24 protein-coding genes are annotated in these 24,513 nt (G+C 57.1%); 14 read left to right on the top strand and 10 right to left on the bottom strand.

Going from position 1 to position 24,513, the window contains the following annotated elements; all coding sequences use genetic code 11:
- Nucleotides 1-129 precede the first annotated feature (129 nt).
- The 5 genes from glsB to fucO all read right to left on the bottom strand — a co-directional run bounded on the left by glsB (nt 130) and on the right by fucO (nt 4,433).
- A complete protein-coding gene (gene glsB / locus AC6I8C_RS20695; RefSeq protein ID WP_497823659.1) occupies nt 130-1,050 on the bottom strand; it encodes a glutaminase B in 921 nt (306 codons plus the stop codon).
- 91 nt (nt 1,051-1,141) lie between these two features.
- Nucleotides 1,142-2,341, bottom strand: a complete 1,200-nt coding sequence (locus AC6I8C_RS20690) for a CynX/NimT family MFS transporter (RefSeq protein ID WP_497823658.1) — start codon at nt 2,339-2,341, stop codon at nt 1,142-1,144.
- Between the two features lie 174 nt (nt 2,342-2,515).
- Nucleotides 2,516-2,686, bottom strand: coding sequence for a hypothetical protein (locus AC6I8C_RS20685; protein WP_497823657.1), 171 nt, complete (start codon nt 2,684-2,686; stop codon nt 2,516-2,518).
- A 104-nt stretch (nt 2,687-2,790) separates the two neighbouring features.
- Entirely contained in the window at nt 2,791-2,964 is a 174-nt protein-coding gene (locus tag AC6I8C_RS20680) for a GhoT/OrtT family toxin (RefSeq protein ID WP_008924737.1), read from the bottom strand.
- A 320-nt stretch (nt 2,965-3,284) separates the two neighbouring features.
- A complete protein-coding gene (gene fucO, locus AC6I8C_RS20675) occupies nt 3,285-4,433 on the bottom strand; it encodes a lactaldehyde reductase (RefSeq protein WP_061060854.1) in 1,149 nt (382 codons plus the stop codon).
- A 252-nt stretch (nt 4,434-4,685) separates the two neighbouring features.
- Between fucO and AC6I8C_RS20670 the strand changes: the two genes are divergently transcribed.
- Nucleotides 4,686-6,323: a dihydroxyacetone kinase subunit DhaK gene (locus AC6I8C_RS20670; protein ID WP_497823656.1), complete on the top strand. Its 1,638-nt coding sequence runs from the start codon at nt 4,686-4,688 to the stop codon at nt 6,321-6,323.
- Nucleotides 6,324-6,328: 5 nt separating this feature from the next.
- On the opposite strand, the gene AC6I8C_RS20665 is transcribed toward AC6I8C_RS20670, so the two are convergent.
- A complete protein-coding gene (locus AC6I8C_RS20665) occupies nt 6,329-7,207 on the bottom strand; it encodes a LysR family transcriptional regulator (protein ID WP_013196161.1) in 879 nt (292 codons plus the stop codon).
- A gap of 244 nt (nt 7,208-7,451) precedes the next feature.
- Between AC6I8C_RS20665 and AC6I8C_RS20660 the strand changes: the two genes are divergently transcribed.
- Nucleotides 7,452-8,000 (top strand): YbhB/YbcL family Raf kinase inhibitor-like protein, encoded by a 549-nt coding sequence (locus AC6I8C_RS20660; protein WP_497823655.1) that lies wholly within the window; start codon nt 7,452-7,454, stop codon nt 7,998-8,000.
- A gap of 52 nt (nt 8,001-8,052) precedes the next feature.
- Here the strand turns inward: AC6I8C_RS20660 and AC6I8C_RS20655 are convergent, their stop codons facing one another.
- The gene (locus AC6I8C_RS20655) at nt 8,053-8,919 is read right to left on the bottom strand and encodes an alpha/beta fold hydrolase (RefSeq protein WP_497823654.1); all 867 of its coding nucleotides are present in this window, start codon (nt 8,917-8,919) and stop codon (nt 8,053-8,055) included.
- Nucleotides 8,920-9,096: 177 nt separating this feature from the next.
- On the opposite strand from AC6I8C_RS20655, the gene AC6I8C_RS20650 reads away from it, so the two are divergent.
- Nucleotides 9,097-9,684: a CGNR zinc finger domain-containing protein gene (locus AC6I8C_RS20650; RefSeq protein WP_497823653.1), complete on the top strand. Its 588-nt coding sequence runs from the start codon at nt 9,097-9,099 to the stop codon at nt 9,682-9,684.
- Nucleotides 9,685-9,737: 53 nt separating this feature from the next.
- On the opposite strand, the gene proP is transcribed toward AC6I8C_RS20650, so the two are convergent.
- Both proP and AC6I8C_RS20640 read right to left on the bottom strand, forming a co-directional pair.
- Nucleotides 9,738-11,204, bottom strand: a complete 1,467-nt coding sequence (gene proP / locus AC6I8C_RS20645; RefSeq protein ID WP_095708080.1) for a glycine betaine/L-proline transporter ProP — start codon at nt 11,202-11,204, stop codon at nt 9,738-9,740.
- 295 nt (nt 11,205-11,499) lie between these two features.
- On the bottom strand, nt 11,500-12,693 hold the full coding sequence (locus AC6I8C_RS20640) for an aminotransferase class I/II-fold pyridoxal phosphate-dependent enzyme (protein ID WP_497823652.1): 1,194 nt from the start codon (nt 12,691-12,693) through the stop codon (nt 11,500-11,502).
- A 218-nt stretch (nt 12,694-12,911) separates the two neighbouring features.
- Here AC6I8C_RS20640 and AC6I8C_RS20635 point away from each other — a divergent pair, with 218 nt between their 5' ends.
- The 11 genes from AC6I8C_RS20635 (at nt 12,912) to AC6I8C_RS20585 (ending at nt 23,529) form a co-directional block, all read left to right on the top strand.
- Nucleotides 12,912-13,724 (top strand): MetQ/NlpA family ABC transporter substrate-binding protein, encoded by an 813-nt coding sequence (locus AC6I8C_RS20635; protein WP_497823651.1) that lies wholly within the window; start codon nt 12,912-12,914, stop codon nt 13,722-13,724.
- Nucleotides 13,721-14,746, top strand: a complete 1,026-nt coding sequence (locus AC6I8C_RS20630) for a methionine ABC transporter ATP-binding protein (RefSeq protein WP_497823650.1) — start codon at nt 13,721-13,723, stop codon at nt 14,744-14,746. Before AC6I8C_RS20635 ends, AC6I8C_RS20630 begins: the two co-directional genes overlap by 4 nt.
- Nucleotides 14,739-15,407, top strand: a complete 669-nt coding sequence (locus tag AC6I8C_RS20625) for a methionine ABC transporter permease (protein WP_497823649.1) — start codon at nt 14,739-14,741, stop codon at nt 15,405-15,407. Before AC6I8C_RS20630 ends, AC6I8C_RS20625 begins: the two co-directional genes overlap by 8 nt.
- Before the next feature lie 3 nt (nt 15,408-15,410).
- Entirely contained in the window at nt 15,411-17,726 is a 2,316-nt protein-coding gene (locus AC6I8C_RS20620) for a molybdopterin-dependent oxidoreductase (RefSeq protein WP_497823648.1), read from the top strand.
- A gap of 130 nt (nt 17,727-17,856) precedes the next feature.
- Nucleotides 17,857-18,876, top strand: a complete 1,020-nt coding sequence (locus tag AC6I8C_RS20615) for an isopenicillin N synthase family dioxygenase (RefSeq protein WP_497823647.1) — start codon at nt 17,857-17,859, stop codon at nt 18,874-18,876.
- 34 nt (nt 18,877-18,910) lie between these two features.
- Nucleotides 18,911-19,714: a MetQ/NlpA family ABC transporter substrate-binding protein gene (locus AC6I8C_RS20610; RefSeq protein WP_497823764.1), complete on the top strand. Its 804-nt coding sequence runs from the start codon at nt 18,911-18,913 to the stop codon at nt 19,712-19,714.
- Complete coding sequence (locus AC6I8C_RS20605; protein WP_497823646.1) at nt 19,707-20,495, top strand: methionine ABC transporter ATP-binding protein; 789 nt, start codon at nt 19,707-19,709, stop codon at nt 20,493-20,495. The genes AC6I8C_RS20610 and AC6I8C_RS20605 overlap by 8 nt, the downstream gene beginning before the upstream one ends.
- The gene (locus AC6I8C_RS20600; RefSeq protein ID WP_013196174.1) at nt 20,483-21,151 is read left to right on the top strand and encodes a methionine ABC transporter permease; all 669 of its coding nucleotides are present in this window, start codon (nt 20,483-20,485) and stop codon (nt 21,149-21,151) included. Before AC6I8C_RS20605 ends, AC6I8C_RS20600 begins: the two co-directional genes overlap by 13 nt.
- Before the next feature lie 9 nt (nt 21,152-21,160).
- Nucleotides 21,161-22,231 (top strand): iron-containing alcohol dehydrogenase family protein, encoded by a 1,071-nt coding sequence (locus tag AC6I8C_RS20595; protein ID WP_497823645.1) that lies wholly within the window; start codon nt 21,161-21,163, stop codon nt 22,229-22,231.
- Between the two features lie 97 nt (nt 22,232-22,328).
- Entirely contained in the window at nt 22,329-22,946 is a 618-nt protein-coding gene (locus AC6I8C_RS20590) for an NAD(P)H-dependent oxidoreductase (protein WP_497823644.1), read from the top strand.
- Nucleotides 22,921-23,529 (top strand): TetR/AcrR family transcriptional regulator, encoded by a 609-nt coding sequence (locus AC6I8C_RS20585; RefSeq protein ID WP_497823643.1) that lies wholly within the window; start codon nt 22,921-22,923, stop codon nt 23,527-23,529. Before AC6I8C_RS20590 ends, AC6I8C_RS20585 begins: the two co-directional genes overlap by 26 nt.
- An 85-nt stretch (nt 23,530-23,614) precedes the next feature.
- Here the strand turns inward: AC6I8C_RS20585 and malG are convergent, their stop codons facing one another.
- A complete protein-coding gene (gene malG, locus AC6I8C_RS20580) occupies nt 23,615-24,505 on the bottom strand; it encodes a maltose ABC transporter permease MalG (RefSeq protein ID WP_013196178.1) in 891 nt (296 codons plus the stop codon).
- Nucleotides 24,506-24,513 lie beyond the last annotated feature (8 nt).

Below are 24,513 nucleotides of genomic sequence, written 5' to 3'. Positions count from 1 at the left end.
TGAGCGCTGATTAACGCTGACGACTCAAATCGCCAGCGTACTGCACTCAAGATATAAAATCAGCTTGCCGGAATCATGGGAAAACCATCGCTTTTCATCACGGTGAGCCTGTTATTTGCGCGCTCAGAATCAAAATATCGAGCGCCCCAGCTTTTCCGTCAGCAATTCGAGCACAGCGGTACCTGCCAGCGAATTACCTGCGCTATCCAGCCCGGGTGACCAGACGGCAATGCTCATTTCGCCAGGGATGACGGCAATAATTCCGCCACCTACGCCCGACTTCGCAGGCATCCCGACCCGCCACGCGAATTCGCCTGCGCCATCATACATCCCGCTGGTGATCATCAGTGCGTTAATCTGCCGTGCCTGACGCGGTGTAATCATCTGGCTGCCATCCAGTGTTTTACCCTGATTAGCCAGATAGACGAAGGTGCGAGCCAGTTCAACGCAGTTCATCGATAGAGAGCAATAGTGGAAATAGGTCTGCATGACGCTGGTGACATCGTTATCGAAATTACCAAACGACTTCATCAGCCAGGCGATCGCGGCGTTGCGGGCTGAATGTTCAAATTCAGAGCGGGCAACGTGGCGATCATAATTGATATCGGGCTGCAGGCTCAGCTGGCGCACAATTTCCAGCATTCGCTGGCGCGGCGCGGTCAGGCGGGTTTCCAGAAGATCGCAGATTACCAGCGCCCCGGCATTAATAAACGGATTACGCGGCTTGCCCTGTTCCAGCTCCAGCTGCACCAGGGAATTAAATGGCTGGCCTGATGGCTCCTTGCCCACCCGCTGCCAGATTTCACTGTCGTCATAGCGGGTCAGCGCCACGGTCAGCGATAGCGCTTTGGATATCGACTGAATCGAAAAGCGCGTCTCCGCATCGCCCGCCTGAAAGAGGGTGCCGTCACGCAGGCAAACGGCTATGGCGAGATTGTCGGCCGCGACATCGGCCAGCGCGGGGATATAGTCAGCGACTTTTCCCTGATGGACCAGCGGACGCACCTGATCCAGGACCTCCTGCAGCAGAGCATTATTCAGTTCAGACACGCACTTTTCTCCCGTCGGTTTTCGCTGACCGGCAATGCGCTATGCATTTTCGCCCGGCCAGTCATCTGTTATGAGTCGCTGAGCCGCATTTTCAGCTGATGGGTTTTGGCTGTGCTGCCAGCGGAGCCAATGCCATCTGTAACAGGCTCAGCAGTGCCAGCACGCTGAAGGGCAGCGTCCAGTTACCGCTCTGCTCATGGAGAATGCCAAAAAACAGCGGGCCCAGGGCTGCCAGCGCATAACCCACACATTGCGCCATGCCTGAAAGTTGTGAGGCCTGACGATGATGCGTGGCGCGCAGATTAAACAGCGAGAGGCAGAGCACCAGTGAAGCCCCGGCGCCCAGTCCGGCCAGTGTCAGCCAGATCACCGCCCATTGCGGATTAAGCAGCAGTCCTGACATACCGAGGAAAATACCCGAGGAAGCAATGAATGCGGTGAGCCGGGCATCTTTTACCCGCTTCAGCGCAACCATACAGCCCAGGTTAGCAACGATCGCAATTGCCTGATACCAGAACAGCAGCCAGCCTGCCTGCGCCTGAGTGAAGCCATTATCCTGAGCAAATACGGCAAACCAGTCGATCAGGGTATAAAACGCCAGCGATTGCAGTGCCATGAACAGGGCGATTTGCCAGCCACCGGCTGAGCGCCACACATGATGATGTGCACGCGATTCGTCAGCTGGCGCTAAAGTTGACTGCCGCTGACGTAAAAGCGGCAGCCAGGCGAGCAGCGCAACCAGTCCCGGCAGCGCCCAGACAACCAGTGAGAGTCGCCAGCCCGCCGTTGAGAGCTGGCTCAGCGGCACGGCAATGCCGGACGCGAGGCTGGCAGTAATCGACATGGTGGCGGCATAAAGGCCAATGTATCTGGCGGTATGGGCGGTGAAATCGCGCTTAATCAGCGGCGGCAGCAGGACGTTTGCAGCGGCAATGCCTGCGCTCAGCAGCAGCGTTCCGCTCCATAATGCCGCTTCAGCAGGCAACCAGCGCAACAGTGAACCGGCAGTAATCAGGCACAGTGCGCCCCACAAACTGCGCGCCAGCCCGACCCGGTTTCCCAGCCAGGCGGCAGGAGGGGCGAGCAGGGCAAAGAGCATCAGTGGAATAAAATTAAACAGGCCTGCTTCGCTGGCGCTGAGGCCAAAAGTCTGGCGGATATCCTGCAGCACCGGGCCGATGGCGGTAATCGGTGCCCGAAGATTCGCTGCGGTGAGCAGCAGGACGAACAAAAAAAAGCTGGCGCTGGAAAACGCAGCGAGGGGTTTAGCTTGCTGTTGTACAGGCATCATGGCAGGGATCATCACATGCAGCAGTGCTGCGGGGGCGTTGGTTGACGTTAACGCTTACGCATCAGAATTGATGTCTGGGCGCTACTTTACTGACCGGTTAGCGGCCTGTAAAGCCTTGTTATGTTATGAAATAGCGTAAATGCGATCTCGCCACAGCGATCGCTGTATCGCTGATTAGTGGAACTCGGGCTCGGGGAAGTGACCGCAGTCGTTCTGGCTGGGATTAGAGCCGGGCTGGCAGGTCTGCTGCCGGGTTTCGGCCGCGGGAACCGGTTTTTCAGCGTGCCACGGGGCACTACAGGCACTGAGAAGATAAACCAGAATCATCACACTGACTACGCGCATATCCGCTCCTTATTAACCGTCATGAGCAAGGTCACGTCGGTGATCGGCGGTTGGCAGGTCAGGGACGTCTTACCTGAGTGTGGTCGCTAAGGGGATATTGTCAATTAAAACAGCGCAAACATCAGCGCCACAGGAAAACTCATCGGCCAGGTGGCACCCACCAGAAAGGCGCTCAGCAGTTTGATGCTCAGCTTATCTTTGGCGATGAAGAAGGTGATCAGCGTCGCGACCAGTGCAACAACGGCATAGAAAATTAGCATACCCTGGTACAGTGTCATTGATATCTCCGCAGCGTCATTATGGTTTTCGCTGCGCATGATGCGGAGTTTTGTGATCCAGATCAAGTGAATCAGGGTTTAGCATCTAAAGAAATTATCGGTTAATGCGGCTGATTTGCTCTCTGACTTGCATGAAGATAACAGGCGATTTCAGGCTGAAACCGTGCCGGAAAATGCGGGTCGGACCTTTGCTGATGCCGCGATCCTGTCCGAACACCCCCTGGCGAACGACTGCTGACTGATCGTGGCCATGACGTAAAAAAGCCCGCGATGGTGGGCGGGCCTGATATTGCAGTGCATAACGACACAGCGGAGGTGTTTTAACTCTGACGATAGAGCGCCATTACCGCTTCAAGATCCGGCGTGCGTGGGTTGCCGCCGGTGCAGACATCATCCAGTGCCGCCTGCGCCAGTGCAGGAATATCTGCCTCTTGCAAGCCGACCTCACGCAACGAACGGGGAATGCCCACATCGCGGCAGAGCTGACGAACCGCAGCGACAGCCGCTTCCCGCGCCTGATCCAGCGTCAGCGTGTCGACCTGTTTCACACCCATGGCGCGAGCGATATCGCGATATTTTTCGCCTGTTGACGGGGCATTCCACGCCATCACCTGTGGCAGCAGGATGGCGTTCGCCACGCCGTGCGGCACGTTATAAAAGGCACCCAGCGGATGCGCCATACCATGCACCAGACCAAGTCCGACATTGGAGAAGCCCATCCCGGCCACATACTGCCCCAGCGCCATCTGTTCTACTGCATCAATATTTCCCGCCACCGATTCGCGCAGTGACTGGCTGATAATTTCAATGGCTTTGAGGTGCAGCATGTCAGTCAGGGGCCAGGCACCGCGCGTAATGTACCCTTCAATCGCGTGAGTTAATGCATCAATACCGGTGGCAGCTTTCAGCGAGGCGGGCATGCTCGCCATCATCTCCGCATCAATAATCGCCACTTTTGGAATGTCATGCGGATCGACGCAGACAAACTTGCGACGATTCTCTTCGTCGGTAATGACATAGTTAATGGTGACTTCTGCCGCGGTGCCTGCCGTGGTCGGAATGGCGATGATGGGCACGCACGGATGACGGGTTGGGCTGACGCCTTCCAGGCTGCGAACATCTTCGAATTCAGGGTTGTTGATAATAATGCCGATCGCTTTGCTGGTGTCCTGCGGTGAGCCACCGCCGATGGCGATAAGGTAGTCAGCACCTGACTCCCTGAACACGGCAACGCCCTGCTGCACCACCCGGATAGTCGGATTCGGTACGACCTCATCATAAACCGCCCAGGCAAGCTGATGCTGTTCCAGCAGGTCAGTGACCCGCTTCAGCGCGCCTGCTGCAACCAGCGCTTTATCAGTGACAATAAGCGCTTTACGCATCCCGCGACGCTGTACCTCTTCAGGCAAATGACGTAATGCGCCAGCACCAAACCAGGCGGTTTCATTCAGAATCATACGTTGGGTCATCAAAACATCCTCTGTTAAGAAATGGTTTTCTACGATCCGTGATCCGCTGTGCAGGTTCTGCGCATAACCTCTCAGTTTCAGGTAAGGGCATTTGATAAAAATCAATGAATTAGTAAAAAGTGATGCGCGCATTTCATTCAGACACGACTTTCGTCTGATGGGGTTGCGATGAGAGGCGGTGAATTATGCCCATCGTCCGTTGTGTGCAACACTTCTTTATCACAAACCCGTCCGCCCATGAGGAATGAAGACATGACCCGATTCGTAATGAATAAGAAGGATGATCTCGTCGACAGCGCGTTAGATGGCATGATTTACGCCAGTCCGTGGCGCAATCTGGTGCGGCTGCAGGTCGATCCCCACATTCGCATCGTGATGCGCAGAGACTGGAAAAAACAGCAGGTCGCACTGATCTCCGGTGGCGGTTCCGGCCATGAGCCCGCCCATGTCGGCTTCATCGGCAAAGGGATGCTGACGGCGGCCGTCTGTGGCGATGTGTTTGCCTCACCCAGCGTTGATGCGGTTTATAACGCCATCATCAACCTTACCGGTGACGCGGGATGTCTGCTGATTGTGAAAAACTACACCGGCGACCGACTCAACTTTGGGCTGGCGGCTGAAAAGGCCCGCAATGCAGGATTCAGCGTCAATATGGTGATTGTTGGTGATGATGTGGCCTTACCGGATAATCCTCAGCCACGCGGCGTGGCAGGCACGTTGCTGGTGCATAAAGTGGCAGGTTTTGTCGCCGAGCGGGGTGATGATCTGGCGGCGGTAACTGAGGCCGCAGAGGCCGCCAGTCGTGCTATCGCCACCATGGGGGTAGCGCTTTCCAGCTGTCATCTGCCGGATGAACAGACCGGCCAGCGGGTGCCCGACGGCAGTGTGGAAATGGGGCTGGGGATTCACGGCGAGCCGGGCGTTGACGTCCTGCCGACTCAGAACAGCCAGCAGATTGTGCAGCATCTGCTGGAAAAGGTGATGCCAGGCAAGGATCAGCCCTGCGCGCTGCTGGTGAATAATCTTGGCGGGATGTCGGCGCTGGAGATGAGTCTGGTCACACGCGATCTGATTGAGTCGCCGCTCAGCCACGGAAGCCGTTATCTGATAGGTCCGGCACCGCTGATGACCGCACTGGACATGAAAGGCTTTTCCGTCACCTGCATGACGCTGACGCCGCTGTTCGAAGCGGCGATCTGCGCCCCGGTCGACGTGACCGGCTGGGTTCCGGCGGTTGAGATCACATCACTGCAGCCGGTTAATGCAACCCGGGAGGCGACAGCGGATCCGGTGCAACCCTCCGAAAACCCGGGGGTCGCTGCCTTTGTGAACCGCATCTGTGAAACGCTGATCGCCAGTGAAAGCGTGCTTAACAAACTCGATGCGCAGGTGGGTGACGGGGATACCGGGTCGACCTTTGCTGCTGGTGCGCGTCAAATCCAGCGTGAATGCGCCGATAACCAGCTGCCGCTGAATGTTCTGCCCGACCTGCTCGCGGTAACGGGTGAGCGACTGGCCACGGTTATGGGTGGTTCCAGCGGCGTGTTGATGGCTATCTTCTTCACCGCCGCCGCGCAGCATTTGTCGGATGGAGATGACTTACCGATCGCTTTACAACAGGGTCTGGAAAAAATGAAGCAGTATGGCGGGGCTAAACCGGGCGATCGTACACTGATTGATGCGCTCCAGCCCGCGATTGAGGCGCTGGTGGCGGGCAAATCGCTGGCAGCCGCAGCAGATGCGGCGCAGCACGGCAGTGATGCAACCGCCAGCATGGGAAAAGCAAAGGCGGGCCGATCATCTTATCTCAACAGCGCGAACCTGAATGGCGTGCCCGATCCCGGTGCGGTTGCAGTCGCCAGCGTTTTTGCGGCATTAAAAACGCTTTAGCTCAGTTACGGCGCTAAACGCGTCTGTAAAAAGGCCAGTAATTGGCGGTTTACTTCGCTGCGCTGACGGTGCTGCGGGTAAACCGCATTCAGGGAGAGCGGTGGCGGCTGGCAGCCGTCCAGCACCGTCACCAGTTCACCTCTTTGAAGGGCTGACTCAACGATAAAAGCGGGTAGCAAGACCAGTCCGAGTCCCGCCAGGGCGGCATCACGCAGCACTTCGCCATTGTTACTTACCATAGGGCCCTGAACCGCCAGCCACTTCGCTTTGCCATTAACCTGCAGTTCCCAGCCATTCTGTCCCTCCCGTCCATAGCGCAGACAGGCGTGTTGCAATAACTCATCCGGATGTTGAGGCGTGCCAGCCCGTTTCAGGTAGTCAGGACTGCAGCAGATCACCCGCTTCAGTTCGCCCAGCGGGCGGGCAATCAGCGTGGAATCGGCCAGGGTGCCAATACGGATTGCCATATCGACGCCTTCGCCAATTACATCAACATAGCGATCCGCCAGCTCAATCTGAAACTGCAGTGCCGGATGATGACTCAGAAACTCCGCAATCAGCGGTGACAGGTGGCTCATGCCAAACGACATCGGCAGATTGATGCGGAAAGTGCCGCGCAGCGTCTGCTGCTGCTCCGACACTGCCAGTTCGGCTTCCTGAATCTCATCCAGAATGCGCTGAGCATGCTGCGCAAACAGCAGACCCGCATCCGTCACTGACAGCTTGCGGGTGTTACGTATCAGCAGACGTACGCCTAACGACGCTTCCAGCGCGGCCATGCGGCGGCTGACATACTGTTTCGATAACATCAGCTGCTCAGCGGCTGCAGTGAAGTTACCAGCATGTATCACGGCGATGTAAATCCGGAGATCTTCAATCTGCATAGTGTCCACTTATCGGTGACAGTGACGGGGTTTCAGGCGAAAACTCAGCCGCAGGCGTTAACTTATATCGGGTAATGCGTCTCAGGGCAACGCGTCAGCACCCTCAGCCAGCGCGACAGCGATCATAGATCTGCCGTTTCGCAATATTTAAACGGCCGGTCAGCCGGGCTAATCGTGTTAAAGCCGTTATAGTAAGCAGGCAGTGATGCAATGCATCCGGAACTAACCTGATAAGGAGTGGCTGGTGAAAAAATTATTCTGTGCAACGTTGCTTGCCGTTTTGCCAATAACCGCGCTGGCAGCGTCGGTGTTTACGCTGCAATCACAGGATTTCAGCGATAATGCGCTACTGGACAAAAAGTTTGCCGGTGCCAATAAAAGTAATCCTTCCTGCACCGGTGAGAATATTTCTCCCGAGCTTAACTGGTCTGCGATTCCGGCGGGCACTCGTAGTCTGGCTCTGCTTATGACCGATCCGGTCGGGGCCAAAGGGCTGGGCGTGACACATATGGTGGCCTATAACATTCCGGCCAGCCGTTCGTCGTTTGCGCAGGGCGCGCTGACAGAGGGCAAGGACTATACCGGCGGAAAAAATACCCCCGGGACACTGCACTATTACGGGCCTTGTCCACCGAAAGGCAGCGGCCTGCATCACTATAACTTTGTGCTGATCGCCACTGATTTGCCGGTGGGCCAGCTGAAGGCGGGGTTAACTCAGGCAGAGCTGGTGGCCCAGCTGAAAGGTCACGCCCTGGGCGCGGCCAGCACGGTTGGCCGCTTCAGCAATGAATAAGCGTTGAGTTTTCAGAGGCAGCGACCTGTAGCCTGCCTCTGCGCGCAGCGGGTCAGTCGCCGCTGAACATCTCACGGATGCGCATCGCGATGTGATCGGTATGGGTCTCCAGCGCGAAGTGACCGCTATCCAGCAGCTCGACCACCGCCTGCGGATTATCGCGCTGCCAGGCCACGGCGCCGGGTGGAATAAAGAAAGGATCGTGTTTGCCCCAGATCACCAGCGTCGGGAGCTGCTGCTGGCGAAAGAATGCCTGAAATTCCGGGTAGCGTTTGAGATTGCTGGCGTAATCAAGGAACAGTGCCTGCTGAATATCTTTGTTTCCGGGACGCTCCATCAGCAGCGTGTCCAGAGTATAACTTTCCGGGGCGATCTGCTGCGGATCGCTGACCCCATGCAGATACTGCCATTTAACCCCTTCGGCTGTCAGGATGGCGTCGCGGATCACCTCACCGTTTTCCTCGCTGGGTTCCGCCCAGTATGCGCGAACCGGTGCCCAGGCGTCTCCCAGTCCCTCCAGATAGGCATTACCGTTTTGCGATATCAGTCCGCTGACGCGATCCGGGTAGGCCAGCGCCAGCCGCAGACCTGCGGGAGCGCCATAGTCGAAAACATACATTGCGTAGCGTTTCAGCCCGATTGCATCGACAAACGCGGTCAGCGTCTGGCCGAGCGCGTCGAAAGTCCATGAATAGTTACGTTCGGCGGGGACGTCAGTAAAACCAAAGCCAGGCAGATCGGGCGCGATGATATGGAACTTATCGGACAGAAGCGGGATGAGATTGCGAAACTGATGAGAAGAGGTGGGAAAACCGTGCAGCAGTAGCAACACTGGCAGTGATGGATCGCCCGCTTCACGATAGAAAACATTAACGCCGTCGGCCTGCTGATAACGATAAGAAACGGAGTGTGTGTGCATGATATTTTCCTGTAACTGGTTAAATGGTATTTATAGGGTTACAAAGGCTTATTATGCAGCGATAATGTAACCTGTCAAATTGATATCTAGTGGTTACATCAGGCAGTCTGTAACTACTCACCTGCTTTTTTATCGGTTACAGTAGCGTCAGAAGATTTCAATAATGAGGGCGACATCATGGCAGAAACGCAATCACACTCCGGCCAGGGGCCGTGGTTTCTGGCCGATCATCCGGCGCTGGATTTTATCAACACCGAAGCTATCGCAGAGGGGCGGCCACACGATTTCTGGCAAAGCGATCGCGATGTTGAAGCCTGGCTGCAACAGGCCGGACTGCTAACCGACGGATCTGCGCCGCAGTATGAGCCGGGCGCGCTGGTGCAGGCCGCATGTCAGTTACGTCAGATCGTTCGTGACGCTGTGCAGCAGCATAAAGCAGGTGAGAATGTGAGTACTGAGGCGCTGAATGCCTGGCTGGGCCAGGCGACAAGTCACCTGCAACTGAGAGGGAAGTCGGGTTCGCTGACTATCAGGCGCGTTTACGCCAGCCAGAACGTGAAGCAACGGCTGGGACAGGTTGCAGAACAGGCTGCAATGCTGCTTACGCAGGAAGACTTCAGCAGAGTCCGTACCTGTGAACATCCCGACTGCACCCTGTGGTTTTACGATCGCACCAAAGGGCATCGCCGCCGCTGGTGCAGCATGGCGCTGTGTGGCAATCGGGCGAAAGTCGCGCGTTTCAGGGCAGTAAAATCGGGTGGATAGAGTGTGCGTGTGCCAGATAAAAAAACACCCTGCAGAGCAGGGTGTCAGAAGCGTTATTTAGCCGCGGTCGTGGCGGGCTTTTGCCGTTTACGCAGCTTATCAATCAGTCGATGGGCTTCCGCTTTGGTTGCTACCGCAGGTGAGGAGCCAGTCAGCGGCTGACGCGCCGTTTCACGTACCGTCAGAATGGTCAGCAGGCCAATCACGCCTGCGCCCATCATGTAATAAGCGGGCATCATGTTGTTTTTAGTGGTATCCACTAGCCACGCGGTAATCAGCGGTGTGGTACCGCCGAACAGCGACACCGACAGGTTAAAGCCGATAGCCAGTGCGCTGTAACGAATATCCGTCGTAAACAGCGCTGGCAGCGTCGAAGGCATGGTGCCGCTGAAACAGGTGTGCAGCACGCCCAGAATCAGCAGGCCGCCAAATACCGCCCACATGTTACCTGACCCGATCAGCATAAAGCTCGGAATGGCGAGCAGAATCAGGCCTACTGCACCAAAGCCAATCACCGGACGACGACCAATGCGATCGGTCCAGCGCCCCCACAGCAGCGTCAGCGGCATCATCACGAACATCGCCACCATCACTAGCAGCAGACCACTCAGCTCTGGCAGTCCCAGTACGCCGGTGAGGTAACTCGGCATATACGAGGTCAGCATGTAGTTGGAGACGTTGAACAGCAGCACCAGACCGATACATTTCAGCATGGGCGCACGATACTTGCTCAGCATCTGCATCAGTGTCAGGCGCGGTTTGCTCTGCTCCAGCGCTTCCTGCTTTTCCATGTGCTGCTGGAATGCCGGCGTCTCTTCCAGCTTCAGACGGACATAGAGGCCGAAAAGACCCAGCGGCGCAGCAATAAAGAACGGCACGCGCCAGCCCCAGGACATCATCGCCTCGTTCGACATCACGGTGGTCATCACCGTGACCAGGCTGGCCCCCAGCAGGTAACCGCCAATGGTACCGAACTCAAGGAAGCTGCCCATAAAGCCACGGCGTTTGTCGGTGGAGTACTCCGCGATAAAGGTCGCTGCACCACCATATTCACCGCCGGTCGAGAAGCCCTGAATCAGGCGCGCGACCAGCAGCAGAATCGGGGCCATAATCCCTATCGACGAATAGGCCGGGATCAGGCCGATGCAGAATGTCCCGATCGACATCATGATCATCGTCATCGCCAGCACTTTCTGACGGCCGATGCGGTCACCCAGCGGGCCAAACACCAGGCCGCCAATCGGACGCACGAGGAAGGCCGCTGCAAACGTACCAAAGGTGGCAATCAGCTGCACCGCGTTGTTGGCATCCGGGAAAAAGACTTTGCCGATGATGACGGCAAGATAGCTGTATACGCCAAAGTCGAACCATTCCATCGCGTTACCGAGCGCCGCTGCGCCAACTGCGCGCTTCAGCATGTCGTTATCAATAACGGTAATGTCGTCAACAGTCAGCTCTTTGGGCTTCCTGTTCCAGAAATGTTTCTTTGGGTGTTCAGACGATGTGTTTCTGGTGTCCATATTCTCCTCAGGTACTTCAATGAAGGAGTCTTATAGCTTTCGCAGCCGCAAATAATGTTCAGAAGAAACCGTGGAAATGAAAGCTATAAGAAGCCGAATAATTTTTAAGTGAAGCGGCAGAAACCGCAGCCGGTAAACCTTAGACTACGAATGTAAGGTTTTGCAAGTTTTCAGCCGAAATAACTGGCTTTGCTGACAAAACCAGCACACTGCACTTAATCATGCCTGCTTACGCTCATAAACATTTGGTCATATCCCGCGTTTATGGCTCAGATGCTGTCTGGCTCTGATTTCATCAGCTACGCCTGCGCTCATTAATCAGCTTCAGGCCGTCAATACGATCCAGCGCCTGAAGCAGCTGTTCCGTGCTGGCGGTCAGGCTGATACGGATATAATCCCGCCCGGCGGGGCCAAAGCCGTGACCTGGTGCCACCAGCAGATGACACTCTCGCAGTAACAGGCTGGCGAACTCCTCGCCGGTAAAACCGGGTGGCGCAGGCAGCCAGAGGAAAAAGGTGCCCTGACGAGCGCGCACCGGCCAGTGCATCGCTGCCAGCCTGGCGAGTACCACGCGACGCCGCTGGTGATAAGGATCAGCCAGACGGTTAAGTTGCTCAGCAGAGAGCGACAAGGCGGTGATGGCGGCATCCTGCACCGCACCAGACACCGTGCTGTAGCTGTGAGTATGCAGTTTTTTAAAAGCCGTAATAATCGAGGCGTTTCCCACAGCAAAGCCCACACGCCAGCCTGCCATCAACGCGCTTTTCGACAGGGTGTAAATTTCCACGCCCCACTCTTTAGCATCGGGCTGGACCAGCAGACTCAGCGGCTGTTCGCCCGACTCACTGCCCAGCGTGGCGTAGGCGAAGTCATGGATCAGCGGAATATGGTGCTGGCGGGCGAAAGCCAGCGCGTCGGCGAACAGCGCGGGTGTCGCCAGTGCGCCGGTGGGATTATGGGGATAGTTGAGCATAATCCCACCGGCGCGCTCGGCAATCTCATCCGGCACTTGAGTAAAATCGGGCAGGAAAGCGTTACGCGCCTCCAGCGGGATGCCATAAAAATCGGCACCGGCCTGGCGTGCTGCTGAGCGATAGATTGGATAACAGGGATCGGTGGAGATCAACACCTGGCCCGGGTTGAGCAGGGCGCGTGGAAAGCCGTTGACGCCAATGTGCGCGCCCTGAAACAGCGCAACTTCGGTATCGGGATTGAGCGTGACCCCATAGTGACGCTGGTAAAAGTCAGCGATAGCCTGACGCAGGGCGGGCTTTCCCCAGAAGGAGGGATACTCATGATTTTCAGGCTGCGCCGCCGCAGCCTGAAAGGAGGCGATGACCGCAGGCGGCGTAGGCTGACGTGGGCTGCCCGATGAGAGATCGATAAGCGGTAACTGCGATGCATCCAGTTCTGCTGCCTGCTTCTCGAGTAAGCTGAAAAGATTCTCTTCCAGCCCTGCGACCAAATCTGAAGCTGCAAACTCCGCCATAACCGTCCCGCAATAAAGAGTGTGAAGCGGAAAAGAATGACACAGCCGGGTTTCATTTCTTTAGCAGAAATAACGCTGAAGATTGCCGCTATCTGGATATTCAGCCTGTGGCTATCGTTAGCATAAATAAGCCAAAGTCGGGACCGGTTTTGCCTGTTCCTGATTGTAAGGGCTGTGATTAAATCGATTGCTCTCACAATAATGAATCAGGAAGTACTATGCGCATTACATCACGGGGAATTATTTTTTCACTGACGGCTGTTTCAATTTTTATCTCTGCTGCGCAAGCCGCAGACCAGAAAAAAATACGCATTGGTTTTAATCCGGGTCCGTATAAAGAGCAGTTTGAAAAAGGCGTGGCACCTCTGTTAATTAAGCAGGGTTATACGCTGGAATATAAAGATTTCAGCGATGGCATTCAGGTTAATGATGCTGTGCATCGCGGCACGATTGACGCCAATATCATGCAGCATCCGGTCTATCTGAAGTCGGTTAACGATCGGCTTGGCATCGATAACGTCGGTATTGTGCAGGTGCCGACCCCGCCAATGGGGCTCTATTCTGAACGCGCAAAAACGCTAACGCAGCCTACGACAGGCAGCACGGTCTCTGTGCCGAACCAGCCCTCCAATGAGTATCGTGCGGCGCTGCTACTTCAGAGTATCGGCTGGCTGAAAATCAGCCCTGACAGCGACGCCGCAACCTTCTCGCAGAAAAACATTACGGAGAACCCCTACAAAATCGTGCTGAAAGAGATGGATAACGCCCAGCAGGTGCGTGCACTACCTGATGTGGATTATGGTGTCATTCAGGGTAACTTCGCGGTCTCCAGTGGCCTGAAACTCAATTCCGCGCTGAAACTGGAGGCACCAACCAGCCAGTTTATTAACGTAGTAACGGTAGCGGGTAAAAATAAGCAGGCTCAGTTTGCCCGTGACATTATTGCCGGCTATCACTCGAAGGAATTCAAAGCGTATATCACCGGTAATGCGCAATATGCGGGCTATCTGTTGCCAGACTATTTCAAATGAGTCAGGCGGCTATCGCGTTTCAGCAGGTCAGCAAAACTTTCGCACGTAACGGGTCAGAAGTGCAGGCGCTGCAGGATATTAATCTGCGCATCAACCAGGGCGATATTTTTGGCGTTATCGGCACCAGCGGTGCCGGAAAAAGCACGCTGCTGCGCCTGATTAATCATCTGGAAACGCCGACGACCGGCACGGTAGAGGTGCAGGGTGAAGCGTTACAGGGGATCAGCAAAAAGCGGTTAATTGAAGTCAAAAAGCAGATTGGGATGATCTTTCAGCACTTTAATCTGCTCAATGCCCGTACCGTATTTCACAACGTGGCCATCCCGCTGATATTGCAGGGGCGGAGTAAAGATTTTATCGCCACCCGCGTAGCGGAACTGCTGGCGTTTGTGAACCTCAGCGACAAAGCCCACAGCTACCCGGACGAACTCTCCGGCGGTCAGAAACAGCGCGTCGGGATTGCCCGCGCGCTGGCGACCAATCCTGCCATTCTGCTGTGCGATGAGGCGACGTCGGCGCTGGATCCTCAGACCACGGTGCAGATTCTGCTGTTGTTACAGGAAATCAATCAGCGTTACGGCATCACCATTGTGCTGATCACCCACGAGATGTCGGTAGTGCAGAAGATCTGCAACCGGATGGCGGTGATGGCGCACGGGCACATTGTTGAACAGGGCGATGTCCTGACGCTGTTCGCCGAACCGCAGCAGGCGGTGAGCGCCAGCTTTGTGCAGTCGGTCATTCACGATCGCCTGCCACAGCAGACGCTTCAGTTGCTCAGCGAGCATCCGGCAGCCAACGCGTTGCGGCTGGAGTTTGTCGGCAGCACGGCACAGCAGCCGGTGATCAATCAGCTGATCCGTAACTATGAGGTGGAGGTGAATATTCTGTTCGCCAGCATGACTGAGGTGCAGCGCACCATTCTGGGTTTCATGATTGTGCAGATTAAAGGTGAACCCGCGCAGCGCGAGGCGGCGATTCAGTTTCTCACCGCGACCGGAGTAAAAATCAGTGATGTCTGAACTCTTTAAAACGGCTGTAACCGGCGATCAGTTCCTGACGGCGATGCAGGACACGCTGATTATGGTGGGGCTGTCGCTGGGCTTTGGTTCGCTGCTGGGGCTGCCGCTGGGCATTATTCTGGTGGTCTGCCGTCCAGGCGGGATACAGCCGCAGCGTCTGGTGCATCAGCTGCTGAACCCCATTGTGAATATCATCCGTTCGCTGCCGTTCATTATTCTGCTGATCACTATCCTGCCGCTGACGCGCCTGCTGGTGAACACGACGATTGGCACGGCGGGTGCCATTGTGCCGCTGGTGATCTTTATTGCGCCTTATATCTCGCGGCTGGTGGAAAGTGCCCTGCTGGAGGTCGACGAAGGCATTCTGGAGTCAGCCAACGCGATGGGGGCTACCACGCTGCAGACTATCTGGTATTTCATGTTACCGGAGGCCGCTTCTTCACTGGTGCTGGCGCTGACCACCGCCACCATTGGACTGCTGGGCGCCACGGCGATGGCGGGCACGGTGGGTGGCGGCGGCATCGGTGACCTCGCCATTACCTACGGTTATCAGCGCTTTGACGCCTTTGCCACGATTTCGACTGCGCTGGTTCTCATTATTATTGTCCAGCTTCTGCAAACCCTGGGGACGCGTATTTCACGCCGTATCCGACGCGAGTAAACCATGAAGAAGAATGATTTAGCGGTAATGCACTGGGGCACCTATCACGTCACCACCGACGGTGACACTCTGACGTCGGTCAGGCCGGTGGCGTGGGACCGTAATCCTTCTGCCATCGGGCAGTCGCTGCCGGGCGCGGTGCAGAGTGAAACCCGGGTCAGAAATCCGGCTGTCAGGCTCGGCTATCTGCAGAACAGAAGCGCTTCACGCAGCGGACGCGGCAAAGAGCCGTTTGTCGAGGTCAGCTGGGAAGTGGCGCTGCAGCTGGTGGCGGACGAGCTGGCGCGGGTGAAAACCGGGCACGGCAATGAAGCGATCTATGCCGGCTCATATGGCTGGTCCAGCGCCGGACGATTCCATCATGCCCAGAGCCAGCTGCACCGCTTCTTTAACCACTACGGCGGCTACACCGCCAGCACCAATACTTACAGTATTGCGGCCGGTGAACGCACGCTGCCGCACATCATCGGTAATCTGGATGAGTTACAACGTCACCATACTCACTGGCCGGTACTGGCGGAGCATTGTGAACTGTTCGTGGCGATTGGCGGATTGCCGCTGCGCAATGCCCAGGTCAATGGCGGTGGGGCTAACGATCATGCGCTGGCCGACTGGCTGACCACACTGCGGCAGAATGGCACCCGTTTTATCAACATCAGTCCGGTCAGAAACGATCTCGCCGGGGTGGCCGACGCGGAGTGGCTGGCGATAAAGCCCGGCTCTGATACGGCATTGTTGCTGGCCATCGGGCAGGTATTGATTGCGGAGTCCCTGTATGACGCGGCCTTTGTGTCGCGCTATACCGTGGGTTTTGAAATCTACGCGGCTTATCTGCAGGGTGAGCATGACGGTCTCGTCAAAACGCCCGAATGGGCCGCGCCGCTGACCGGGCTGGCCGCCGATCAGATCCGCGGGTTAGCACGACAGATGGCGGCTCACAAAACGATGGTCAATATTGCCTGGTCAGTGCAGCGTGCGCGGCAGGGCGAGCAGGCGTTCTGGGCCACCGTCGCCACCACTGCGCTACTGGGGCAGATTGGCACGCCCGGCGGCGGGCTGGGGTTTGGTTATGCCTCAACCAATCTGGCGGGTGCCGCCCGGCGACAGTTCTCCGGCCCCCGGCTGCCTGCCGGCCATAATGTAGTACAGCAGACTATACCGGTGGCACGTATCGCTGACATGCTGCTTAATCCCGGCGGTCTCTACGCGTTTAACGGCCAGCAGCGGGCCTATCCCGACATCCGGCTGGTCTACTGGGCTGGCGGAAACGTCTTCCATCATCATCAGGATATCAACAAGCTGATACGCGCATGGCAGCAGCCGGATACCGTGATTGTGCATGAGCAGTTCTGGACGGCGCAGGCCAGATTTGCCGATATCGTGCTGCCCGCCACTACCTCGCTGGAGCGTGAGGATATTGGCAGCGCCAGCAACGACGGCTTTATTATCGCCATGCCGCAGCATCTGCCACCGTTTGGGGCGGCAAAATCGGATTACGCCATCTTTGCTGAGCTGGCGCAGCGGCTCGGATTTGCTGACGCCTTTACTCAGGGATGCGATGAGCGCCAGTGGCTTGAAGCCATCTACGAAGACTCCCGGCCACGCGCAGCGGCGCAGGGCATTGAGCTGCCGCCCTTTGAGGCCTTCTGGTCACAGGGCATGGTGGAATATCCCGCGCCTGACACACCACAGATCCTGCTCAAAGCCTTCCGCGATAACCCGGAGTCGGCCCCGCTCAGCACACCGTCGGGAAAAATTGAGCTCTTTTCGCAGCGGGTGGCTGACTTTGACTATGAAGAAGCACCCGGTTTTGCCTTCTGGTATCCGCCGGAATATCAGGCTCAGCAGCAGGAGAAGCAGCAGTGGCCGTTGCATCTGCTCTCCAGCCAGCCGCGAACCCGGCTACACAGCCAGTACGATCATGGCCGGGTCAGCCGGGCCACCAAAATTGCCGGGCGCGAGCCGCTCTGGATGCACCCTGAGGATGCGGCTGCGCGTGGTATTGAGGAGAACAGCATCGTGAAAGTGTTCAATGAACGCGGCGCGCTGCTGGCGGGCGTGCATCTGACGCAGGATATCCTGCCGGGGGTGGTGCAGATGTCGACCGGGGCCTGGTATGACCCGCTCGAACAGCAGGAGGGCAAGCCGCTGGATAAACATGGCAACCCTAATGTGCTGACCCAGGATCGCGGCAGTTCACGACTGGGCCAGGGGTGCAGCGCGCAGACCTGTTTTGTAGAGATTGCGCTTTATCACGAGACCCTGCCTGAAATCACAGCGTGGTCGCCACCGGAATTTGTGATCCCGACCACAGAGTAATCTGCGGGCGGGGACTTAAGGGGCGGTGGGATATTCCCATCCGCCGCATATCCATAGCAGGATTAGTTGGTAGTTAACGCATAACTGAAATGGCAAGGTAAAACGATTCTATGCCAACAGAGTGTTAATCATGAGTGCGTTAACCCCATCAGAATTGCCGGTCATTGATTTCGCATTATTGTCAGGTAATCAACAGCAGCAGCGACAGGTTCTGGAAAAATTAAGCCAGGCCGCGCGTGATGTCGGTTTCTTCTACTTAATTAATCACGGTATCGACCGTGAATTACTGGATGAGGTTCAGCGGGTCGCACGGACGTTTTTTGCTCTGCCGCAGGCGGACAAAACGGCGGTCGCCATGGCCAACTCACCGCATTTTCGTGGTTACAACCTGGCGGGCGTGGAAATCACCCGCAGCCAGCCCGACTATCGTGAGCAGTTCGATATTGGCGCAGAGCGCGAAGCGCTGCCCGTCACTGCCGATTCCCCGACCTGGCAACGCATGCAGGGGCCGAACCAGTGGCCTGAAACCTTGCCTGAATTGCAGACGGTGGTGACCCGCTGGCAGCAGCAGATGACTGCCGTGGCGCTGGAGCTACTGCGCGCCTTTGCCGAAGCGCTGAACCTGCCACGTAACGCCTTCGATAACCTTTACGGCGACTATCCCAACGAACACATCAAACTGATCCGCTATCCGGGCCGCACTGAGGGTGAATCACGCCAGGGTGTAGGTGCACACAAGGATTCGGGTTTCCTGACCATGCTATTACAGGACGACCAGCCGGGCTTGCAGGTTGAAGTGACGCCGGACAACTGGATCGATGCCTCACCTTTGCCGGGCGCGTTTGTGGTCAACATTGGCGAACTGCTGGAGCTGGCGACCAACGGCTATCTGCGCGCGACGGTACACCGCGTGGTGTCGCCGCAGCAGAACAATGAGCGCTTATCCATCGCCTTCTTCCTTGGCGCACAGCTCGACGCCGTTGTGCCAATCTATCAGCTTCCCCCGCAGCTGGCTGAGCTGGCGCAGGGACCGAGCAGCGATCCGCTTAATCCGCTCCTGCGTGAAGTGGGCTGGAACTACCTCAAAGGCCGGCTGCGTTCGCATCCGGAAGTTGCCCAGCGTTTCTATCCCGAACACAACACCCACTAAAACTACGACTGATAACGATAAGAGATAAATGATGATGATTAAAAAGCGCTTTCTGGTTCTGGCTGGTCTTTCACTGCTGATTGCCCAAAGTTTACAGGCTGCACCACTGCGCGTGGCTGCCGATCCGCTGCCGCATGCGGAAATCCTTGAGTATGTCAAAACTCTGGATCCAAAACTGGATATCAAAATTGTTGAGCTGAGCGGGGGCGTGAATGCCAATGAACTGCTGGCATCAGGGGATGTCGATGCCAACTACTTCCAGCATCTGCCTTATTTAAAAGATCAGGAGAAAGCGCTGGGTAAAACCTTTGCCGTGGTCGCCAGTGTGCATATTGAGCCGCTGGGGATCTACTCGCGTAAGGTGAAATCGCTGGCAGCGTTGCCAGAGGGCGCGAGCATTGCCGTGCCGAACAACACCACCAACCTGAGCCGCGCGCTGTGGCTGTTGCAGGACAAAGGGGTGATTAAACTTAACGCGCAGGGCGAGGCGGGTTCGACGCTGGTGACGCCGAAAGATATCAGTGAAAACCCGAAGAAAATTAAAATTGTTGAGATCGAATCACCGCAGCTGCCAAGGTCACTGGACGACGTTGATGCCGCCATTATCAACGGCAACTATGCCCTGGAAGCGGGTCTGAATCCGGCGAAAGATGCACTGGGGCTGGAGTCCGCGGCGCATAACCCTTACGCCAACCTGCTGGTGACCACGCCTGAACTGGCGAAAGATCCGCGTGTGGTGCAGCTGGCGAAAGATCTGCGCTCGCCGCAGGTGGCGGAGTTCATCCGTAAAACCTATCAGGGCTCTGTGATTCCGGTCGCGGACCAGCAGCATGATTAAGCTCAGTCATCTCAGCAAACACTACGCTGGCGCACCTGCGCCAGCGTTAGACGATATCTCTCTGACCATCGAAGAGGGCACCATCTTTGGTATCCTGGGCCGGAGCGGGGCGGGCAAAAGTACGCTGCTGCGCTGCCTGAACCGGCTGGAGAGTCCCTCCAGCGGGCGGATTGAGTTAGATGGTCAGGATCTCGCCACATTGAGCCTGGCGCAGCTGCGTCAGCAGCGCCAGCAGATGGGGATGATCTTCCAGCACTTCAATCTGCTGCATTCCCGTAACGTGCAGGACAATGTCGATCTGGCGCTGGAGATTGCCGGTGTGCCCAGGGCGGAGCGCCGCCAGCGGGTCGCCTCGCTGCTGAAACTGGTGGGGCTGGAGTCCTTTGCGGCCGCCTGGTCGTCGCAGCTCTCTGGTGGACAGAAACAGCGCGTCGGCATCGCCCGCGCGCTGGCCGCCCGACCGCGTTATCTGCTGTGCGATGAGGCGACCAGCGCGCTGGACCCCGAAACCACCACCTCGATTCTTGATTTGCTGGCCGATATTCAGCAGCAGCTCAATATCACAGTTGTGTTGATTACGCATGAAATGGCGGTAGTAAAACGTATCTGTGACGGTGCGGCGCTGCTGGAGAATGGGCAGCTGGTCGAGAGCGGCACGCTGAGCCAGATCATGGGACGCGAAGAGGGACGCCTGCGCAAAATGCTGCTGAAGGATGGCGAAGCGGACCGGGCGTTTATTGAAAAATATCAGCGAGAGGCATTAACCCGATGCGTAGCATGAGTAGCGATCGGTTTCAGGAACTGCTGTTGAACGCCACAGGCGAAACGTTATATATGGTGCTGCTGGCGGCACTCTTTACGGTTGCGATAGGTTTACCGGTGGGCGTGCTGCTGTTCCTGACCCGTCCCCAGGGCATTCTGCCTAACCGCGCGATTTCACTGCTGCTCAATGCGCTGGTTAATACCGGGCGCGCGCTGCCGTTTGTGGTGCTGCTGATCGCACTGATCCCTTTTACCCGCCTGCTGGTCGGCACCACGCTCGGCAGCACCGCCGCGATTGTCCCGATTACGCTGGGCGCCTTTCCCTTCTTTGCCCGCATTGTAGAGAACGCGCTGGATGAGGTCGATCGCGGCCGCATTGAGGCAGTGGTCTCAATGGGCGGCACGTTATGGCATATTGTCAGCCGCGTATTGCTGCCGGAAGCACTCCCTGCGCTGGTGGCGGGCATTACCCTGACGATTGTGATGCTGATTGGCTTCTCGGCGATGGCGGGTGTGGTCGGCGGTGGCGGACTGGGCGATCTGGCTATTCGCTATGGCTATCAGCGCTTCGATAACCAGATCATGGCGGCCACCATTGTGGTGCTGCTGGCGCTGGTGATGCTGATTCAGAAACTCGGTGACCGCCTGGTGCGTTCGCTGGCTTATCGGCGTTAAGGGGCAGCGATGTTTCGTGTAATGTCGCCAAAAGGCTATCTGCAACGGCCAGGACTCCGGTCTGAAGTGGGTGAGATTATCCGGCCGCTGGCCTCGCATATTCATATCCTCACCTCGCCAAACGCCTGGCAGGCGGTGAATCCGGCACTGACCATCAGCCTGGAACAGGCAGGTATCCGCTGGCAGCTCGACATGCTGACCGGTGAATGCACCGATGCGGCGATAGCTGCACTGCAAGAGCAGGTGCAGACGCACGGAGCCACCCTGATTCTGGCTGTCGGGGGCGGGCGGGTGGTGGACTGTGCCAAAGCGGTCAACGATGCCCTGCCGGATGTGCGGCTGGTCAACTTCGCTACGCTGGCTGCCACCTGCGCCGCCTGGTCTCCGCTGGCAATTATCTATAACGAGCAGGGCGGGCATCTTCGCAGTCAACCCCTTAACGCCATGCCGGAGTGGATTCTGGTGGACAGCGAAGTGATTGCCCATAGCGACGTCCGCTACCTGCGGTCTGGTATTGTTGACGCGCTGGCAAAATGGTTTGAGTTTGAACCTTATCAGCGACAGACGCCGCACCGGATGGCGCTGAATCTTAAAGTTGCCGCCGCCTGGCAGGCGGTGACGGTGCTGAGACAGTGGGGTGAAACGGCGGTGGCCGATAACCTTGCGCAGCAGGTGACCCCAGCGCTGGAGAAGGTGATTGAAGCCAATATTGTGCTGGCGGGGCTGGCGAACAGTATTCAGGACGCAATGGCGACGCCCGGCTTTGCCCATGTCATCCATGATCGTCTGACGCACCAGCCGGAACTGCATCACTGGCTGCACGGCGAAAAGGTCGGTTTCAGCCTGCTGATCCAGTCCTGGATTGAACAGCAGGGCAAACAGGTCGAGCCGGAACTGCTGTCGCTGCTGCGCCGTTTCCACTCGCCCCTGACGCTGCCCGCGGCTATCGACGCCGACACCGTGCGTCAAATCGCGCAGCAAATCCACTTTCCCGCCGCCAGCCTGGCGCATCTTCCCTTTACGTTTGACCCTCATCAACTGGAGCAGGCTCTGCTGGCGACGGCTGCGTTTAAACCGTAAATGCGGTTAGTCAGAAGAACAGACGTTGCTGCTTGCTAACCTACCAATAGTAACTTACCTTTAGTAGCTTATTGGCTAATCAGGTAAGGTGACAACGATGCATGCACTCATAGTGACTTCCCATCCTAAGCAGGATGCGCATTCCCACCACGTGGCGGACCAGCTGGCGCAGGGCATAATCTCGACAGGGCACCATACGGTTGAAAAGGCCGATCTGGCGGCAGAAGGGTTTGATCCACGCTTCACGCTCGATGATCATCGACGTTTCAACGGTCAGGTTGTGGCATCGCCCGATGTGCTGGCGGAACAGCAGCGACTGGACCGCGCCGATGCGCTGGTACTGGTCTATCCGATTTACTGGTGGTCATTCCCGGCACAGCTCAAAGGCTGGATCGACCGGGTGTTTATCCAGGACTGGGCCTTCAGCGAACAGGATGGTCGGGTAATTAAACGCCTTGGCCATCTGCCTGTGCATCTGCTGGCGATTGGCGCGGCGGACACCCGAACCTTTCTGCGGCGCGGCTATTTCACCAGCATGCGTAATCAGATTGAAAACGGCATCTTTGACTATTGCGGTGCGCCGGTGGTGACCAGTGAGCTGTTACTGATCGGCGATGAAGGTTATCCTGAGTCGCACTATCAGCTGGCGCAGGCTCTGGGCCAGCGTCTGTTCGCCCATCAGGAAAAACATGACCGCAGAGAAAACACCCCGTAAGCGTTTGTCACGCGAGGCCCGACGCAGGCAGTTGTCAGACGTCGCGTGGCAGATAATGCAGACGGAAGGCAGCGAGGCGCTGACGCTGGCACGGGTCGGCGACGCCGCGGGAGTCAGTAAACCGGTGGTGTATGATCATTTCACTACCCGTCATGGGCTGCTGGCGGCGTTGTATGACGATTTTGATCGCCGCCAGAGCGAGCGGATGAATGCGGCGATGGATGCCGCGCCGATGCAATTACCACAAAAAGCGGACGTGCTCGCGGCCTGTTATGTCGACTGTGTGATGACGGAGGGGCGCGAAATCCCCGAACTGTTGTCCGCGCTCAGTACCTCACCGGAACTGGCCGCCGTCAAACGCCATTATCAGCTCGACTTTATTGCCCGCTGTCAGCGCTGGCTTGCGCCTTTTGCTGGCAGCAGTGGTATTGCGGAAGCCGGCATGTGGGGTCTGCTGGGGGGCGCGGATGCCATCGCAGGCGCAGTGGCACGCGGCGATATCAGTAAGCCGGAAGGTCAGCAGGCGATAGCGGCTATGGTGATGGCGCTGGTGGCGGGCAGTCTGGCGTCAGAAGCGGATTAGGATAAAAAAGGCGGCCCGCAGGCCGCCGAATCATTCAACCACAACAGGCGTTGTGTAAGCAGTGGCAACGTACAATGATGATCGTTTAGCCTTTCACCCCGCCCGCGGTTAATCCGCTGACCAGCCAGCGCTGTGCCAGCAGGAAAACCAGGGTGATCGGAATCGCGGAGAGCACCGCCGCCGCGGCAAAATCCCCCCACAGGTAGTTCTGCGGATTGAGGTACTGCTGCATCCCCACCGCCAGGGTATAACTGTTGACGTCGCGCAGCAGCAGCGAGGCGACCGGCACTTCAGTTACCGCGGCGATAAACGCCAGAATAAACACCACCGCCAGAATTGGCACCGACAGCGGCAGCAGCACCAGCCGGAACGCCTGCCACGGCGTTGCGCCATCCAGCGCGGCGGCCTCTTCCAGTGACCCATCGATGGTTTCGAAATAGCCCTTAATCGTCCAGACATGCAGCGCAATGCCGCCCAGATAGGCGAAGATCACCCCACCGTGGGTATTCAGCCCGATAAAGGGCAGATACTGGCCGAGACGATCAAACAGCGCATAAAGCGCTACCAGCGACAGCACCGCAGGGAACATCTGGAAAATCAGCATCCCTTTCAGCAGGCTGGCGCGACCGGTAAAGCGCATACGGGCAAACGCATAGGCGCAGGTGGTGGAGAGCGCCACGATGCCCAGCGCGCTGATAGCCGCAATTTTGATCGAATTCCATAACCACAGCAGCACCGGGAAGGGCGGCGGCGTCACGCGTCCGTCGGCATGTTCAACGCTAAAGCCCAGCGCCAGCCGCCAGTGCTCCCAGGAAATCTGCTCCGGGATCAGGCTGCCGGTAGCGAAGTTACCGGCTCGCAGTGAAATCGCGATCACCATCAGCAGCGGAAACAGAATCGCCGCGATAAATAACAGCAGCAGCAGATGCGTGGTCAGCAGACGCAGCCGTTGCGATTTGGGTTGTACCATAGCCATAACAACTC

This window comes from Pantoea sp. X-Soil-YNGN-844, assembly GCF_059730595.1.
Note: the sequence above shows the minus strand (reverse complement) of the source record. Positions and strands in the feature narration are given on the sequence as shown.

Excerpts from the sequence above, each read along its gene's own strand:
- AC6I8C_RS20670 (WP_497823656.1), top strand. The coding sequence starts at position 4,686 with ATGACCCGATTCGTAATGAATAAGAAGGATGATCTCGTCGACAGCGCG.
- AC6I8C_RS20585 (WP_497823643.1), top strand. The coding sequence starts at position 22,921 with ATGACCGCAGAGAAAACACCCCGTAAGCGTTTGTCACGCGAGGCCCGA.
- AC6I8C_RS20680 (WP_008924737.1), bottom strand. The coding sequence starts at position 2,964 with ATGACACTGTACCAGGGTATGCTAATTTTCTATGCCGTTGTTGCACTG.
- AC6I8C_RS20685 (WP_497823657.1), bottom strand. The coding sequence starts at position 2,686 with ATGCGCGTAGTCAGTGTGATGATTCTGGTTTATCTTCTCAGTGCCTGT.
- AC6I8C_RS20650 (WP_497823653.1), top strand. The coding sequence starts at position 9,097 with ATGGCAGAAACGCAATCACACTCCGGCCAGGGGCCGTGGTTTCTGGCC.
- AC6I8C_RS20640 (WP_497823652.1), bottom strand. The coding sequence starts at position 12,693 with ATGGCGGAGTTTGCAGCTTCAGATTTGGTCGCAGGGCTGGAAGAGAAT.
- AC6I8C_RS20655 (WP_497823654.1), bottom strand. The coding sequence starts at position 8,919 with ATGCACACACACTCCGTTTCTTATCGTTATCAGCAGGCCGACGGCGTT.
- AC6I8C_RS20605 (WP_497823646.1), top strand. The coding sequence starts at position 19,707 with ATGATTAAGCTCAGTCATCTCAGCAAACACTACGCTGGCGCACCTGCG.
- malG (WP_013196178.1), bottom strand. The coding sequence starts at position 24,505 with ATGGCTATGGTACAACCCAAATCGCAACGGCTGCGTCTGCTGACCACG.
- AC6I8C_RS20690 (WP_497823658.1), bottom strand. The coding sequence starts at position 2,341 with ATGATGCCTGTACAACAGCAAGCTAAACCCCTCGCTGCGTTTTCCAGC.
- AC6I8C_RS20590 (WP_497823644.1), top strand. The coding sequence starts at position 22,329 with ATGCATGCACTCATAGTGACTTCCCATCCTAAGCAGGATGCGCATTCC.
- AC6I8C_RS20595 (WP_497823645.1), top strand. The coding sequence starts at position 21,161 with ATGTTTCGTGTAATGTCGCCAAAAGGCTATCTGCAACGGCCAGGACTC.
- proP (WP_095708080.1), bottom strand. The coding sequence starts at position 11,204 with ATGGACACCAGAAACACATCGTCTGAACACCCAAAGAAACATTTCTGG.
- AC6I8C_RS20635 (WP_497823651.1), top strand. The coding sequence starts at position 12,912 with ATGCGCATTACATCACGGGGAATTATTTTTTCACTGACGGCTGTTTCA.
- AC6I8C_RS20600 (WP_013196174.1), top strand. The coding sequence starts at position 20,483 with ATGCGTAGCATGAGTAGCGATCGGTTTCAGGAACTGCTGTTGAACGCC.
- AC6I8C_RS20625 (WP_497823649.1), top strand. The coding sequence starts at position 14,739 with ATGTCTGAACTCTTTAAAACGGCTGTAACCGGCGATCAGTTCCTGACG.
- AC6I8C_RS20610 (WP_497823764.1), top strand. The coding sequence starts at position 18,911 with ATGATTAAAAAGCGCTTTCTGGTTCTGGCTGGTCTTTCACTGCTGATT.
- AC6I8C_RS20620 (WP_497823648.1), top strand. The coding sequence starts at position 15,411 with ATGAAGAAGAATGATTTAGCGGTAATGCACTGGGGCACCTATCACGTC.
- AC6I8C_RS20665 (WP_013196161.1), bottom strand. The coding sequence starts at position 7,207 with ATGCAGATTGAAGATCTCCGGATTTACATCGCCGTGATACATGCTGGT.
- AC6I8C_RS20630 (WP_497823650.1), top strand. The coding sequence starts at position 13,721 with ATGAGTCAGGCGGCTATCGCGTTTCAGCAGGTCAGCAAAACTTTCGCA.
- fucO (WP_061060854.1), bottom strand. The coding sequence starts at position 4,433 with ATGACCCAACGTATGATTCTGAATGAAACCGCCTGGTTTGGTGCTGGC.
- AC6I8C_RS20615 (WP_497823647.1), top strand. The coding sequence starts at position 17,857 with ATGAGTGCGTTAACCCCATCAGAATTGCCGGTCATTGATTTCGCATTA.